Genomic DNA, 14,181 nt, shown 5'->3' with positions numbered 1-14,181 from the left:
TTTCGGGTGGCGGTTCTGTTCACGCGTAGCGGTCGATAACGAAACGCGCCAGTTCACGCAAGTTTCCCGCCCTGTCACCATAGGTCATAAGCGCGGCATCGCCCGCCGCCACCAGTTCCCGCGCACGGGCCCGCGCGCCTTCCAGCCCCAGCAAGGACACGAATGTCGCCTTGCCCGCCGCATCGTCCTTGCCCACGCGTTTGCCGGTCTGCGCCTCATCGCCGGTGACGTCCAGGATGTCATCAGCGATCTGGAAGGCCAGCCCCAGATTGCGGGCGTAATCGCGCAGGGGGGCCGGATCGGCCCCGGCCAGCAGCGCCCCGGACATTGCGGAAAAATTCGATCAATGCGCCGGTCTTGCCCGCCTGCAGCCGGGTGATCTGGTCCAGCGTCAGCGGATCAGGCGCGGTTTCGGCGGCAATATCCAGCATCTGGCCATAGACCATGCCCCGCGCACCGATGGCATCGGCAAAGGCGCGGGCCAGCGCGACCTGCACGGCGGGGGTGCCGGTTTCCGGGCGCAGCAGCAGGTCGAATGCCAGCGTCTGCAAGGCGTCACCGGCCAGAATCGCCGTCGCCTCGGACCAGCGGACATGGACGGTCGGCTGGCCGCGCCGCAGGTCGTCGTCATCCATCGCGGGCAGGTCGTCATGGACGAGGCTGTAGGCATGCAGCGCCTCGACCGCCGCGGCGACGGGCAGCGCGGCGCTGTCAGGGACGCCATGCAGCCGCGCCGATTCCATCACCAGACAGGCCCGGATACGCTTGCCGCCCTGACAGGCGTAAAACATCGCATCGCGCAATTCACCCGCAGGCAACGCCAGAACAGCCTGATCCAGCGCGGCCGCGACCTGCGTCCTGACCTCATCCATCCGCGATTTCATGGGTTACAGACCTTCGGCCGTCGTCGCGCCCGATGGCTGACCATTCGCGGCTAGGGTGATCTTTTCCACCCGTTCCTCGGCCGCGCGCAGCACGTCGTCGCAATGTTTGCGCAGGGCGGCGCCGCGTTCATACAGGCGGATGGATTCCTCCAGCGTGGCCTCGCCATGTTCCAGCTTGCCGACTGTCGCCTCAAGCTCCTTCATTGCGTCTTCGAAGGACAAATCCTTGATCTCGGTCATCTAGAACACCTCTGCCAGAACATCGACATGGGCGCGCACAGAGCGGCCCAGAGCGTCCAGATCATAGCCCCCTTCCAGCGCGGATACCACCGGGGCAGAGACCATTGTCGCGGCATCGCAGATCATCCGGGTAATGGCGGTGAAATCGCTTTCGTCCCAGTCAAGGCTGGCCAGCGGATCGTCGCGATGGGCGTCGAACCCGGCCGAAATCAGGATCAGCCGGGGCCGCCAGGCAACCACCCTTTCGCAGATCCGCGCCCATGCCGCGCGGGCATGGCTGCCGCCGCTGCCGGGCGGCAGGGGAATGTTCAGGACCTGGCCATGCGCGCCGACCTCGTCCGCGCTGCCCGTGCCCGGAAACAGCGGCTGCTGGTGGGTCGAGGCGAAAAAGGCGCGGCCCTCGTCCCACAGCAGCGCCTGCGCGCCATTGCCGTGGTGGACGTCGAAATCCAGCACGGCGACGCGGTCCAGCCGGTGATGGTCCAGCGCGCGTTTCGCGGCAATCGCGACGGTGCCGAACAGGCAGAACCCCATCGGGGTTTCGCGTTCGGCATGGTGACCGGGCGGGCGCATGGCGACAAAGGCATTGGGCGCGCGGCCCGACAGCACCGCATCGACCGCCGCGCAGGCCCCGCCGACGGCGCGCAGCACGGGTTCCAGACTGCCGGGGGACATATAGGTGTCGCCGTCCAGCATGGCCCAGCCTTCGCGCGGGACCGATGCCTCGATGCGTTCCAGATAGCTTTCGGGGTGGCAGCGCAGGATATCGGCGCGGTCCGCGACCGGCGCCTCGCGCGGATCGACCGCCGCGCCTTGCAGGGCGTCTATCACCGCGCGGATCCGCCCGACCTGCTCGGGGTGCCCCGGCGGTTCGGCATGGTCAAAGGCCGAGGGATGGGTGAACAGCAATGTCATGCGCACCCTGCCTTGGATCTGGTCATGTGATGTGGCTCCTCCCGCATCGGGCGAGGCTAAGCGCTGCTGTCCCTGCCTGCAAGGTCGCTATTCCGGGGGCTTGTCCGGCGGCGCGGCGCGGCGGCGCGGCTCGTTCTGGGTGATCAGCCGCGCGGTGCTGTTGCGCGACAGAAAGACCCACAGCCAGCTGAGCGCGACCGACAGCCGCGACCGCGCATTGATCAGGAAATAGACATGGGCAAAGCCCCACAGCCACCAGGCGAGCCAGCCGCTCATGCGGAAACGGCCGTATTCGATCACCGCCGAGTTGCGCCCGATGGTCGCCAGATTGCCCATGTTGCGATAGCGGAAGGGCGCGGGCGCAGGCTTGCCGGTCAGGCGGCTGCGGATGACGCGGGCGGCATGGTTGCCCTGTTGCTTGGCGGCGGGTGCGACCCCCGGCACCTGCTTGCCGTCGCTGGTGACATGGGCGGTATCGCCCAGCACGAAAACCGCAGGATCGTCGGCAAGCGCCAGTTCCGGCGTCACGATCACCCTGCCCGCCCGGTCGCCTTCTGCCTTCAGCCAGTCGCGGGCGCGGGACGCCTGCACGCCCGCCGCCCAGACAATCGTGCGCGACGGGATGGTCTGGCCCGCGACGACAATGCCGCGCGCCGAACATTCGGTGACGGGATCGCCCAGCATGATCTCGACCCCCTGCCGCTGCAGCGCGCGGGCCGCGTAATCCGACAGGCCGCGGCTGAAGCTGGGCAGGATCGCGGGCCCTGCCTCGATCAGCAGGACGCGGGCCTTGCGCGTATCGACGCGGCGGAATTCGCGCGGCAGGACGCGATGGGCCAGTTCGGCGATGATGCCGACCAGTTCGACCCCCGTCGGTCCCGCGCCGATCACGGCAAAGGTCAGCAGCGCATCGCGTTCGGCCGGGTCGTCGGTGCGCTCGGCCCGCTCGAAGGCCAGCAGCAGGCGGCGGCGGATCGTCGTCGCATCCTCGAGCGTTTTCAGGCCGGGGGCATGGGTCTCCCACCCGTCATTGCCGAAACAGGCGTGGCGCGCGCCGGTCGCGACGATCAGCGTGTCATAGGGAATGCGGCCGCCATCCTTCAGCACCACCTGTTTCGCGTCGCGGTCGATGTCGGTGACGGTGCCCAGCAGGGTCGTGACATCCTTGCGATCCCTCAGCAGCGAGCGGATCGGCCAGGCGATATCCGAGGTCGCCAGCAGTGTCGTCGCCACCTGATACAGCAGCGGCTGGAACAGATGGTGGTTGCGCTGGTCGATCAGCGTGATGTCGCAGCCCGCGCCCTGCAGCCCCATCACGGCATGCAGCCCCGCAAAGCCCGCGCCGATCACCACGACCCTGTGCTGCCCCGCCTGCGTTTCGCCCATCCGCCATACCTCCGCCGGTTGTTTTCGGCGGGCACAGTTGGACGCCGCCGTTCGGTCCTGTCAAGTCGCGGGACAGGGACAGGGGGCTTTGGTCGGACATGCCGCATTCGGTGGGTTCCGGTGCGAAGCCCGCATCACGGTCCTTGTAGGGGGTGCGGCGGCAGGGCAGAATGAAGCCTCGCATGTCAGGAGAATGAGATGAAAAACCCCTGGATGAGCGCATGGCTTTCCGCCGCCAACAGCATCACCGGCGCGGCCCGCGGCCAGATGATGGCCGAGATGAGCAAAGCTCAAAGACAGATGATGAAAGACTGGCAAAAGATCTGGATCGACAGCTGGATGGCCATGTGGCTGCCGGGCGGCAAGCGCAAATAGTAATTTCTTAACCATCTTGCGCGATCATGGGCCATGTCGCGCTACCTTCGCCCCCGCCGCCCCGGCACCCCGATCTTTTTCACCGTCGCGCTGGCGCAGCGCGGCAGTTCGCTGCTGGTCGATCAGATCGGCTTGCTGCGCGAGGCCACGCGCGTCACCCGTGCCGAACGCCCTTTCGAGATCGAGGCCTGTGTCGTCCTGCCAGACCACCTGCATTGCATCTGGCGCCTGCCGGATGGGGATTGCGATTATTCGGTGCGTTGGGGTGCGATCAAGTCGCGGTTCACGCGGGCTGTCCGGGAAACGGTGGGGTGGAACCCCACCCTACGGTCGCCGTCCAAGATCGCGAAAGGTGATGCCGGGTTGTGGCAACGGCGGTTCTGGGAACATCATATCCGTGACCGGGCCGATTTCACCGCGCATCTGCACTACTGCTGGCTCGATCCGGTAAAACACGGGCTGGTGGCACGCCCCGAGGACTGGCGGTATTCCTCGATCCATCGCGACATCAAGGCAGGGCGGCTCACCGCGTAGGGTGGGGTTTCACCCCACCACCCGGTGAACGCGCCTAATTATCCATCTTCAACGCCTGAATGAATGCCGTCTGCGGGATCTCGACCTTGCCGAACTGGCGCATCTTCTTTTTACCCGCCTTCTGCTTTTCCAGCAGCTTCTTTTTCCGCGTCGCATCGCCGCCATAGCATTTGGCGGTCACGTCCTTGCGCATCGCGGACAGGGTTTCGCGGGCGATCACCCGCGCGCCGATGGCCGCCTGGATCGGGATCTTGAACATGTGCCGCGGGATCAGCTCTTTCAGCTTTTCGACCATGACGCGGCCGCGCGCTTCGGCGCGGTCGCGGTGGATCATGATCGACAGCGCATCGACCGGTTCGTCGTTCACAAGGATCGACATCTTGACCAGAAAATCCTCGCGGTATTCGCTGATCTGATAGTCGAAGCTGGCATAGCCCTTGGTCACCGATTTCAGCCGGTCGTAGAAGTCGAAAACCACCTCGGCCAGCGGCAGGTCATAGACGACCATGGCGCGGCTGCCGGCATAGGTCAGGTCCATCTGGATGCCGCGGCGGTCTTGGCACAGTTTCAGCACATCGCCCAGATATTCGTCGGGGACCATGATCGTCGCCTTGATGCGCGGCTCCTCGATATGGTCGACATAGGTCAGGTCGGGCATGTCGGCGGGGTTGTGCAGGTCGCGGACCTCGCCGTCCTTCATGTGCAGCTTGAAGACCACGGACGGCGCCGTGGTGATCAGGTCCAGATCGTATTCGCGTTCCAGACGGTCGCGGATCACCTCAAGGTGCAAAAGCCCCAGGAAGCCGCAGCGGAAACCGAAACCAAGCGCGGCAGAGGTCTCCATCTCGTAGCTGAAGCTGGCGTCGTTCAGCGCCAGTTTCTCGATGGCGTCGCGCAGGGCCTCGAAATCATTGGCATCGACGAGGAACAGCCCACAGAACACCACCGGCTGCGCGGGTTTGAAGCCGGGCAAAGGTTCATCCGCGCCCTTGCGCTCATGGGTGATGGTGTCGCCGACGCGGGTGTCGCGGACCTGCTTGATGGACGCGGTCAGCACGCCGATCTCGCCCGGACCCAGTTCGGGGATGTCCTGCATCTGCGGACGCAGCACAGCCAGCTTGTCGATGCCGTAGATCGCGCCGGTCTGCATCATGCGGATGCGGTCGCCCTTGCGGATGACACCATCCATGACGCGGATCATGACGACGACGCCCAGATAGGCGTCATACCACGAATCGACCAGCATCGCCTTGAGCGGCGCGTCGCGGTCGCCCTTGGGGGCGGGCAGGCGGGTGACGATGGCTTCCAGCACATCGGGAATGCCAAGGCCGGTTTTCGCCGAAATTTCAATCGCGTCGGATGCGTCGATGCCGATCACATCCTCGATGTTTTCCTTGACGCGGTCGGGGTCGGCGGCGGGCAGGTCGATCTTGTTCAGGACCGGCACGATGTCGTGGTTGGCGTCGATAGCCTGATAGACATTGGCCAGCGTCTGCGCCTCGACCCCCTGACTGGCGTCGACGACCAGCAGGCTGCCTTCAACTGCGCGCATGGACCGGCTGACCTCATAGGCGAAATCGACATGGCCCGGCGTGTCGATCAGGTTCAGGACGTATTGCTTGCCGTCCTTTGCCGGATAGTCGATGCGCACGGTGTTGGCCTTGATCGTGATGCCCCGCTCGCGCTCGATATCCATGCTGTCCAGCAACTGGGCTTTCATGTCGCGCTCGGCGACCGTGCCCGTCATCTGGATCAGACGATCGGCAAGGGTGGATTTCCCGTGGTCGATATGGGCCACGATCGAGAAGTTGCGGATGAGATCAAGGTCGGTCATGGCCGGGCTATACAGGGCGAAATGCGCTGCGGGAAGAGGATTCGAAAGGCTCTAGTCATCCAGCGTGACAAAGCCCGCCTGTCGCAGCCGCGCGCGCTTTTGGCGGGCCTCGCGCCACATGGTATAGCAGCCCGAGGCGACGACGATCACCGCACCGATCAGCGTCATCCCGTCCGGACGTTCGCCAAAGACGAAAAAGGCCAGAATCAGGGCAAAGACCAGCCGGGTGTAGCGATAGGGGGCGATGGCCGCGATTTCGCTGATCCGGGTCGCCGCAACCAGCAGCGAATAGCCCGTCACGCCAAAGACGATGCAGATCGCGATCATCGACGCCTGCGGCACCGTGGGGACGACAAACCCCTGCCCCATGATCGCCGCCAGCAGCATCGACGCCCCCGCCAGCGCCAGAAAGGCCAGCGCGCTGACCTGATCCGAATGGATATGCGACGGGATCCGCCGCGTCACCAGATCGCGCACGGCCAGCCCCACGACCCCCAGCAAGGCCAGCAGCGACACCAGGGTAAACCCTTCGCCGCCGGGCCGGATGATCAGAAGCACGCCGATAAAGCCCGCGCAGATCGCCGACCAGCGCCGCCATCCGACCGGCTCGCCCAGAAACAGGGCCGCGCCCAGAACCACCATCAGGGGCAGCGCCTGCGGGATTGCCGAGGTCGTGGACAGATCGCTCAGCGCAAGCGCGATGACAAAGGCGATCGAGCCGACGACCTCGCCCAGGGTGCGCAGTACCACGACCGGGTCCAGCAGATCGCGCGTCAGGAACCGCCCGCCCTTCAGCCGGAGCATCGCGAAAAACACCGCGAAACCCAGCACGCCCACGCTGGTCAGCACCTGCAGATAGGGCAGGTTGCCGGTCAGGATCTTGATGAATGTGTCCTCGGCGGCGAAAAACGCCATCGAAAGCACCATCAGGATCGCGCCTCGAAAGTTCTGCGGGGCTATTTGGGGAACCATGTCGGCATCCACGATCAGGGTTGGTCGCGCCCCCGTCACGGGGCCGTTCGGGTCAGGACCGCTGCCGGGGGGCAGCGGGCAGGCAATCACCTCGTCACGCAGCTTTGTTCAGGGGATCTGGTCGGTCTTTGTCCGCCTGCCCAGACGGGCGGACCGGACGGGAAACCGCCCGCTTCGGGCAGCGTCCCGTATCTTCTACGCCGATCATCGGCAAAGGACAACGGGGCCAGCCGGGGGGCCAGCCGGGGGGGGGCCAGCCGGGCGCCTGCGGATGCTTGCATTTCGCCGGGGCAGGCGGGACGATGCGCCCAACCATGACCTGCCGCCCCAAGGAGCGCCCGATGAAATTCACCGTCGCCGATATGAGCTGTGGCCACTGCACCGCCACCATCGAAAAAGCCGTGGCCGATGCCGGCGGCCGCGCCACCACCGATCTGTCCGAACACAGCGTCACGGTCGAAGGGCTGGACGGCGCCCGCGCCGAACAGGTGATTCGCGACGCAGGCTATCCACCCGAACCCGCGAACTAGCCTGCCCCTCGCCTTTCCGGGCCGGACCCGCAAGGACTGCGGCATATCTTGCGCGGCGCCGGACCGCCTGCACGACCTGTTGTCCACCCTGCGGAATTGAGACGAATACGCTCTTCTGCTAGGGTTGCGGGACGAACCGGCGCGGATCACAGAGGGCGAAAAGCCCCTGCGCCAGGGCAGAAACCGAGGAGACAGAGATGAAAAGCCGCCTGATGATCGCCGCCGCCGCGGTGATCCTGACCGCCCCCTTGGCCGTTGCGGGGCCGATCGATTCGGCCTGCATGCGGTCCGACCGCAACGCCCGCAGCACCGCGCTGTGCGGCTGTATCCAGCAGGTCGCCGACATGACGCTGTCGCGTTCCGACCAGCGCCGCGCCGCCGATTTCTTCAAGGATCCGCATCGCGCGCAGGAGGTCCGCATGTCCAAAAGCAATGCCGACAACGCATTCTGGGCGCGCTACAAGAATTTTGCCAGCACCGCCGAAGCCTATTGCGCCCGCTGATCTGATCCGATGCGCGTGACCATCCTGACCGGCGCGGGCATTTCCGCGGAAAGCGGCCTGCGCACCTTTCGCGCCAGCGACGGGCTGTGGGAAAACCACCGGATCGAGGAGGTCGCAACCCCCGAAGGCTTTGCCCGGCATCCCGAACTCGTCCAGCGTTTCTACAACGAGCGCCGGGCGCAGGCCGACCGCCGCCCAACCCAATGCCGCCCATCGCGCGCTGGCCCGGCTGGCGGGTCACGCCGAACTGGTCCTGATCACCCAGAATGTCGACGACCTGCATGAACGTGGCGGCTCGACCGGGGTGATCCACATGCACGGCGCGCTGAACAACGCGCTTTGCGCGGCCTGCGGCCAGCGCTGGCCCGCACCTGCCGTCATGGCCGCCACCGACCCCTGCCCCGCCTGCGCCCGGACCGCGACCCGTCCCGATATCGTCTGGTTCGGTGAAATCCCCTATCGCATGGACGAAATCTGGCAGGCCGTCGAACAGGCCGATGTCTTCGCCGCCATCGGCACCTCGGGCCAGGTCTATCCGGCGGCGGGGCTGGCCCAGCACGCACGCCGCAAGGGCGTCCACACGGTCGGGTGGAATCTGGCCACATCGGCGGTCAGCCGCGACTTTGCCGAACGGATCGAAGGGCCCGCGACGAAAATCGTGCCGGAATGGGTGGACAGCCTGATCGCCGCGAGCTGAAACGCGGCCACCCTGCCATCCTCTGTCAAAAGTTGCCCATGTCATCTGTCATTCTTGCCAATGCCCGCCTGATCCTGCCCGACGCCACCCGGCCCGGCGGCCTTGTCATCAAGGACGGCCTGATCGCGGATCTGCTGGACGGCCCCGACCTGCCCGCAGGCGCACTGGACATGCAGGGCGACTTTCTGGCCCCCGGCATGGTCGAGCTGCACACCGACAATCTGGAACGCCACCTGCGCCCGCGCCCCGGCGTGAACTGGCCCCATGCCAGCGCGATTCTGGCCCATGATGCGGAACTGGCGGGCTGCGGCATCACCACGGTCTTCGACGCGATGCGCATCGGCTCGATCCCGTCCGAGAAACAGGACGATTACGCCGCCTATGCCCGCCAACTGGCCGATGAGCTGATGGAGATCCGGGCCAGCGGCGCCCTGCGCATCAGCCATTTCCTGCATCTACGGGCCGAGGTCTGTTCCGAAACCCTGCTGGATGAAATCGCCGAATTCACCGAACGGGACCGCGTCGGCATCATCAGCCTGATGGACCACACCCCCGGCCAGCGCCAATTCCGCGACGTGACCAAGCTCGCGCAATATGTGCAGGGCAAATATGCGCTGAGCGATGCCGAATTTGCCGATCACATCACCCGGCTGCGCAATCTGCGCGCCCGCATTGGCGCCCGGCACGAGGCCGAAACCGTCGCCACCGCCCGCCGCCTCGGCGCAGTGCTGGCCAGCCATGATGACACCACCGCCGAACAGGTCGCGACCTCTGCCGGCTACGGCATCCGTCTGGCCGAATTCCCGACCACGGTCGAGGCCGCGCGCGCCTGCCATGACCACGCCATGATGGTCATCATGGGCGCGCCGAACCTGATCCGGGGCGGGTCGCATTCGGGCAATGTCTCGGCCGCCGATCTGGCGCGGCAGGGGCTGCTGGACATCCTGTCCTCGGATTACGTCCCGGCGGGCCTGCTGGCGGGGGCGATGATCCTGTCGCGGATCTGGGACGACCTGCCCCGCGCCATCGCCACCGTCACCGCCAATCCCGCCCGCGCGGCAGGCCTGAGGGATCGGGGCCGGTTGCAGCCGGGAATGCGGGGCGACGTGATCCGCTTTGGCATGCTTGGCGACACCCCGGTGCTGCGCGAAACCCGGGTGCGCGGAACGCGGGTCTGAATACAGGCGCCAACAGCCCCGCCGCGAAACGGAAACGACAACACGCCCATGCGGGATAAAGACCCGCCTTTCTTCATCACCCAAATACCCAAGGGACGGCTCAGTTCGCGCGCTGGCGCGGGATAAAGGGCAAGGGGGCGACGGGGATGCCGTCCTCGATCAGCTTGCGGGCCTCGTCGGGATGGGCCACGCCATGAATCGCGCGTTCGGGACGGTCGCCGTCATGCATGGCCCGCGCCTCGGCCGCAAAAGACATGCCGACATATTCTGAATTCTTTTCAATATGTTCGCGCAGCCGACCCAGCATGGTTTCGCGCTCATCCCGCGGCGCCTGCAAATCGGCCCCCTGACCCGCGCCCGCAATCCCCGGCGCCATCAGCGTCTTTTCCACAACGGTCGAGCCGCAGATCGTGCAGCTCACCTGCCCTTCGGCGCGCAGGGCGTCAAACCCGTCCGAGGACCGGAACCAGCCGTCGAAATCGTGATGGTTCTCGCAGCGCAGCGCATAGCGGATCATGCGAACTCTCCTTTCATCACAGATATCGGCAGATCAACGGTCAGTTGCAAGTCCGGCCCGGGCCAGCACGCAGATCCGGTCCAGCAGCGGGGCCGGGTCGCCCGCATCGCGCATCAGCACGGCCCGCGCCGCCTGCCCCATCCGCGCGCGTCGCGACGCATCCCCCGCCAGCGCGGTCAGCACATCACCCAAACTGTCGGCAGAGACCTCAAGGCTCGCGCCTGCCGCCTCCAATGCACGGTAATCACTGGAAAAATTTTCGACATGCGGCCCGTGCAGGATGGCGCAGCAATGGGCCGCCGGCTCCCACGGGGTATGGCCGCCGCGATCGGTAAACGCCCCGCCCGTGACACAGATCGCCGCGCGGTCATACCAGCGCGCCATTTCCCCCATCGTATCGGCCAGCAGCAGCGGCGCGGATTCATCGCCCCCCTGACTGCGCCGTTGGAACGCCAGTCCCCGCCCCCGCGATCATCGCCGCAACCTCGTCCCCGCGCAGCGGATGACGCGGGGCGAAGATCAGCCGCAGCGCCGGATCGGCGGCGCGGGCGCGCAGCCAGCCGTCCAGAATGACCGCCTCCTCACCCTCATGGGTCGAGGCGGCCAGTATCGTCCGGTCGCGCCACGGCCCGCCCGGCCCCGGCGTCACGGCAGCAGGGGCCAGCAGTTTCAACTGCAAACGCCCGACCAGGGCCCCCGGGAGCAATCCCAGATCCAGCAGCCGCGCCTCGGTCGCGTGATCCTGCGCGGAAAGCGCGTCGATTCCGGCCAGAACCGGCGCAATCAGCCCCGGCATCCGCGACCAGCGCCGCGCTGAACGCGCCGACATCCGCGCCCCGATCACGACCTGCGGAACACCCCGCGCACGCAACGCGGCGGCGCGGTTCGGCCAGATCTCATTTTCGATCGTGACCTGAACGGCGGGCTGCACGCGGTCCAGAAAACCGCGCAGCGCGCCCGGCACATCCAGCGGCGCAAGACAGGCCCGAAAGCCCCAGTCCCGCGCCGCATCGCGCCCCGTCAGGCTGTTTGACGTCACCGTCACGGGAAATTCCTGCGCCAGCGCCGCGATCAGCACCCGGGCCGAGGCCAGCTCTCCGACGCTTGCGCCATGAACCCACAGGCCGCCCGGCTGCGACGGCGGACCATCCCGCCCCAGCCTCTGACGAAAATCCGCGCCCTTCCATGCCGCCACAAGCGGCAGCACCGCCCCCGCCACATGGCTGAGACTCCGGTAAACCGCCCCGAGGGCGCTGCGGTGCTGCGGTGCTGTCATCTGCGGCCCTGCTGGACGATCGGTTGACGCGGACCTTAGACGCCCAACCGCCGACAGGAAACAGCCATCCGTCCGGACAGCCGGACGCACCAGTCATCTGAGAATGTCACCTCCAAAATCGAACCCCAAACCCGACTAGCGGGGAAAGATTAAAAAACCACCAACTCAACTGCTCAAACCGGCAAAGGCAGCAGGCCGCGCGCCAGAATAATCACCAGCCAAACCAAGACGACAGCGCCGATGGCGCCATTCACGAACGCGCGACAACCATGATCCCCCACCCGTCAATTCAGGCATCAGGGCAGCGTCGGGCGGCATTCGGCGCGGACCTGCAGCATGGCGACCCCGGCAACGGTCAGGGCGACATCCTCGCTGTGAAACTGGAACAGCCCTGCCCCACCCGGCGGAACGCTACCGACAGGGCCGCCCGCAACCGAACAGCCGGCGCGGCAACGCCCGCGCCGATTCGAAATACGGCTGCCCCCGCAAACCCGCCAGGAAGCGTTTTCGCCCCTTAACGGATACGGCCACCCACCCTATAGCGCGGCCTCGGCCGCGGCACGGATGGCCCGCATATTCTCGCCATAGGGCGCGGAATTCGAAACCGAGCCGCCCCGGAACACCGCAGACCCGGCAACCAGCACATCCGCACCCGCCTGAACCAGCATCGGCGCGGTGCCGGGATCGACCCCGCCGTCGATCTCGATATGCACGGGACGGTCCCCGATCATCTCGCGCAGACGACGGACCTTTCCGGTCATGTCGATGAATTTCTGCCCGCCGAAACCGGGGTTCACCGTCATCACGCAAACCAGATCAGCCAGGTCCAGCACATGCGCGACCGCCTCGGCCGGGGTGCCGGGGTTCAGCGCCACGCCCGCCTTCCTGCCCGTCGCCCGGATCGCCTGAAGCGTGCGGTGGATATGCGGCCCGGCCTCGACATGGGCGGTGATCAGATCGGCCCCGGCCTCGGCATAAGCCTCGATATAGGGATCGACGGGGGCGATCATCAGATGCACGTCCATGAAGGTCGTGACATGCTTGCGAAAGGCCTTCACGGCAGGCGGCCCAAAGGTCAGGTTCGGCACGAAATGCCCGTCCATCACATCGACATGAACCCAATCCGCGCCCTGTTCCTCGACCGCCCGGATCTCGCGGCCGAAATCGGCGAAATCGGCGGACAGAATGGACGGGGCAATCCTGATCTTGCGGTCAAACGTCATGGCGGTCCTTTTCTCGCGGCTGCCGTCTATATCGGACCCGCCCGGACAAAGACTCGGACAGGCCCGCAGGTTTCCACCCGATATGGTCGAAACCGCGCGGGCGTCAACCGGCAGGCCACCGCAAAATCATCCGGCAGGCCAGCCTGTCAGCCCCCTTTCTTCATCATGGAAATACCCCACGGGGGTGCGGGGTGTGAAACCCCCGCCCGGCCACATGCCCCCTTATGCCCCCCTGCGCGCGCGGCGTGAATCGCTGACGATCCGCGCGACCAGAGGCGTCAGGATCAGTTGCATCGCCAGGTCCATCTTGGGGCCCGGAATGACGATGGAATTGGCGCGGCTCATCCATGACCCGGCAATCATCTGCGTCAGATAGGGGAAATCGATGCCGCGCGGGTTCTTGAACCGGATCACCACCAGACTTTCATCCGCCGTCGGGATCCAGCGCGCGATGAAGGGGTCCGAGGTATCGACGACCGGCACCCGCTGGAAATTGATGTCGGTATGTTCGAACTGCGGACAGATGACATGCACATAGGCATGCATCCGGCGCAGGATGGTGTCGGTCACCGCCTCGGTCGAATAGCCGCGCGCGGCGCGGTCGCGGTGGATCTTCTGGATCCATTCCAGATTGATGACGGGCACGACCCCGATCTTCAGATCCGCATGGCGGGCGATGTTCAGGCCCGCGCTCTCGTCGATCACCGCACCGTGCAGCCCTTCGTAAAACAACAGGTCCGAGCCGCTTTCGAACGGCGTCCGAGGTGTGAACGTGCCGGGCGGGCAGCCCCATAGCGCGGCCTCGGCATCGTCATGGACATAGGTCCGCGTCACCCCGCCGCCGGTTTCGCCATAGATGCGAAAGACCTCCTCCAGCTTGTCCAGCTCATTGGCGTCGATGCTGAAATGGCTGAAGGTCTGGTCGCCCGCCTGCTGCCTGCGGGCCAGTTCGGCCTGCATCGCGGCGCGGTCGTAGCGGTGAAAGGCATCACCGCCGATCGACACGGATGTAATGCCCTCGCGCCGCAGGATCTGGTCGAATGTGTTCTTGATCGTCGTCGTGCCCGCGCCGGACGACCCCGTGACCGAGATGATGGGGTGCTTCTTGCTCATACCG

General features: G+C 66.0%; 14 protein-coding genes and 3 pseudogenes. 6 read left to right on the top strand and 11 right to left on the bottom strand.

The window, feature by feature from the left end; all coding sequences use genetic code 11:
• Positions 1-19 precede the first annotated feature (19 nt).
• From PE067_RS13125 to PE067_RS13110, 4 genes and pseudogenes are all read right to left on the bottom strand, one after another.
• Positions 20-884: pseudogene (locus tag PE067_RS13125) on the bottom strand (polyprenyl synthetase family protein).
• A gap of 3 nt (positions 885-887) precedes the next feature.
• Positions 888-1,124, bottom strand: coding sequence for an exodeoxyribonuclease VII small subunit (locus tag PE067_RS13120; RefSeq protein WP_276189902.1), 237 nt, complete (start codon positions 1,122-1,124; stop codon positions 888-890).
• The gene (locus PE067_RS13115; protein ID WP_276189899.1) at positions 1,125-2,039 is read right to left on the bottom strand and encodes a histone deacetylase family protein; all 915 of its coding nucleotides are present in this window, start codon (positions 2,037-2,039) and stop codon (positions 1,125-1,127) included. It lies immediately after the preceding gene.
• An 87-nt stretch (positions 2,040-2,126) separates the two neighbouring features.
• Positions 2,127-3,461 (bottom strand): annotated as a pseudogene (locus tag PE067_RS13110) (NAD(P)/FAD-dependent oxidoreductase); the annotation flags it as partial.
• 162 nt (positions 3,462-3,623) lie between these two features.
• Here PE067_RS13110 and PE067_RS13105 point away from each other — a divergent pair.
• Both PE067_RS13105 and PE067_RS13100 read left to right on the top strand, forming a co-directional pair.
• The gene (locus tag PE067_RS13105) at positions 3,624-3,800 is read left to right on the top strand and encodes a hypothetical protein (RefSeq protein WP_276189896.1); all 177 of its coding nucleotides are present in this window, start codon (positions 3,624-3,626) and stop codon (positions 3,798-3,800) included.
• Between the two features lie 33 nt (positions 3,801-3,833).
• The gene (locus PE067_RS13100; protein WP_276189894.1) at positions 3,834-4,334 is read left to right on the top strand and encodes a transposase; all 501 of its coding nucleotides are present in this window, start codon (positions 3,834-3,836) and stop codon (positions 4,332-4,334) included.
• 34 nt (positions 4,335-4,368) lie between these two features.
• Here the strand turns inward: PE067_RS13100 and lepA are convergent, their stop codons facing one another.
• Both lepA and PE067_RS13090 read right to left on the bottom strand, forming a co-directional pair.
• The gene (gene lepA / locus PE067_RS13095; RefSeq protein WP_276189892.1) at positions 4,369-6,168 is read right to left on the bottom strand and encodes a translation elongation factor 4; all 1,800 of its coding nucleotides are present in this window, start codon (positions 6,166-6,168) and stop codon (positions 4,369-4,371) included.
• 51 nt (positions 6,169-6,219) lie between these two features.
• Positions 6,220-7,140, bottom strand: a complete 921-nt coding sequence (locus tag PE067_RS13090) for a DMT family transporter (RefSeq protein WP_276189890.1) — start codon at positions 7,138-7,140, stop codon at positions 6,220-6,222.
• Between the two features lie 341 nt (positions 7,141-7,481).
• Between PE067_RS13090 and PE067_RS13085 the strand changes: the two genes are divergently transcribed.
• The 4 genes and pseudogenes from PE067_RS13085 (at position 7,482) to PE067_RS13070 (ending at position 10,048) form a co-directional block, all read left to right on the top strand.
• Entirely contained in the window at positions 7,482-7,670 is a 189-nt protein-coding gene (locus PE067_RS13085) for a heavy-metal-associated domain-containing protein (RefSeq protein ID WP_276189888.1), read from the top strand.
• Between the two features lie 197 nt (positions 7,671-7,867).
• The gene (locus PE067_RS13080; protein ID WP_276189886.1) at positions 7,868-8,173 is read left to right on the top strand and encodes a hypothetical protein; all 306 of its coding nucleotides are present in this window, start codon (positions 7,868-7,870) and stop codon (positions 8,171-8,173) included.
• Between the two features lie 9 nt (positions 8,174-8,182).
• A pseudogene (locus PE067_RS13075) lies at positions 8,183-8,870 on the top strand (NAD-dependent deacylase).
• Between the two features lie 38 nt (positions 8,871-8,908).
• Positions 8,909-10,048, top strand: a complete 1,140-nt coding sequence (locus tag PE067_RS13070; RefSeq protein WP_276189884.1) for an alpha-D-ribose 1-methylphosphonate 5-triphosphate diphosphatase — start codon at positions 8,909-8,911, stop codon at positions 10,046-10,048.
• Positions 10,049-10,148: 100 nt separating this feature from the next.
• Here PE067_RS13070 and PE067_RS13065 read toward each other — a convergent pair whose 3' ends face one another.
• From PE067_RS13065 to PE067_RS13045, 5 genes are all read right to left on the bottom strand, one after another.
• Positions 10,149-10,565 (bottom strand): DUF1178 family protein, encoded by a 417-nt coding sequence (locus tag PE067_RS13065; protein ID WP_276189881.1) that lies wholly within the window; start codon positions 10,563-10,565, stop codon positions 10,149-10,151.
• Between the two features lie 33 nt (positions 10,566-10,598).
• Complete coding sequence (locus tag PE067_RS13060; protein ID WP_276189879.1) at positions 10,599-10,949, bottom strand: hypothetical protein; 351 nt, start codon at positions 10,947-10,949, stop codon at positions 10,599-10,601.
• Between the two features lie 37 nt (positions 10,950-10,986).
• Positions 10,987-11,841: a glycosyltransferase N-terminal domain-containing protein gene (locus tag PE067_RS13055; protein ID WP_276189876.1), complete on the bottom strand. Its 855-nt coding sequence runs from the start codon at positions 11,839-11,841 to the stop codon at positions 10,987-10,989.
• A gap of 536 nt (positions 11,842-12,377) precedes the next feature.
• Positions 12,378-13,064, bottom strand: coding sequence for a ribulose-phosphate 3-epimerase (rpe, locus tag PE067_RS13050; protein ID WP_276189874.1), 687 nt, complete (start codon positions 13,062-13,064; stop codon positions 12,378-12,380).
• 222 nt (positions 13,065-13,286) lie between these two features.
• Positions 13,287-14,177 (bottom strand): phosphoribulokinase, encoded by an 891-nt coding sequence (locus PE067_RS13045; protein WP_276189872.1) that lies wholly within the window; start codon positions 14,175-14,177, stop codon positions 13,287-13,289.
• Between the last annotated feature and the right edge of the window lie 4 nt (positions 14,178-14,181).

Source organism: Paracoccus sp. DMF-8 (assembly GCF_029309835.1).
In the GTDB taxonomy this organism is placed as follows: domain Bacteria; phylum Pseudomonadota; class Alphaproteobacteria; order Rhodobacterales; family Rhodobacteraceae; genus Paracoccus.
This window is presented reverse-complemented; position numbering and strand designations above follow the sequence as displayed.

Bases quoted from the DNA above. Each gene is read 5' to 3' on its own strand.
- PE067_RS13120 (WP_276189902.1), bottom strand. From the start codon at position 1,124: ATGACCGAGATCAAGGATTTGTCCTTCGAAGACGCAATGAAGGAGCTT.
- PE067_RS13115 (WP_276189899.1), bottom strand. From the start codon at position 2,039: ATGACATTGCTGTTCACCCATCCCTCGGCCTTTGACCATGCCGAACCG.
- PE067_RS13105 (WP_276189896.1), top strand. From the start codon at position 3,624: ATGAAAAACCCCTGGATGAGCGCATGGCTTTCCGCCGCCAACAGCATC.
- PE067_RS13100 (WP_276189894.1), top strand. From the start codon at position 3,834: ATGTCGCGCTACCTTCGCCCCCGCCGCCCCGGCACCCCGATCTTTTTC.
- lepA (WP_276189892.1), bottom strand. From the start codon at position 6,168: ATGACCGACCTTGATCTCATCCGCAACTTCTCGATCGTGGCCCATATC.
- PE067_RS13090 (WP_276189890.1), bottom strand. From the start codon at position 7,140: ATGGTTCCCCAAATAGCCCCGCAGAACTTTCGAGGCGCGATCCTGATG.
- PE067_RS13085 (WP_276189888.1), top strand. From the start codon at position 7,482: ATGAAATTCACCGTCGCCGATATGAGCTGTGGCCACTGCACCGCCACC.
- PE067_RS13080 (WP_276189886.1), top strand. From the start codon at position 7,868: ATGAAAAGCCGCCTGATGATCGCCGCCGCCGCGGTGATCCTGACCGCC.
- PE067_RS13070 (WP_276189884.1), top strand. From the start codon at position 8,909: ATGTCATCTGTCATTCTTGCCAATGCCCGCCTGATCCTGCCCGACGCC.
- PE067_RS13065 (WP_276189881.1), bottom strand. From the start codon at position 10,565: ATGATCCGCTATGCGCTGCGCTGCGAGAACCATCACGATTTCGACGGC.
- PE067_RS13060 (WP_276189879.1), bottom strand. From the start codon at position 10,949: ATGGCGCGCTGGTATGACCGCGCGGCGATCTGTGTCACGGGCGGGGCG.
- PE067_RS13055 (WP_276189876.1), bottom strand. From the start codon at position 11,841: ATGACAGCACCGCAGCACCGCAGCGCCCTCGGGGCGGTTTACCGGAGT.
- rpe (WP_276189874.1), bottom strand. From the start codon at position 13,064: ATGACGTTTGACCGCAAGATCAGGATTGCCCCGTCCATTCTGTCCGCC.
- PE067_RS13045 (WP_276189872.1), bottom strand. From the start codon at position 14,177: ATGAGCAAGAAGCACCCCATCATCTCGGTCACGGGGTCGTCCGGCGCG.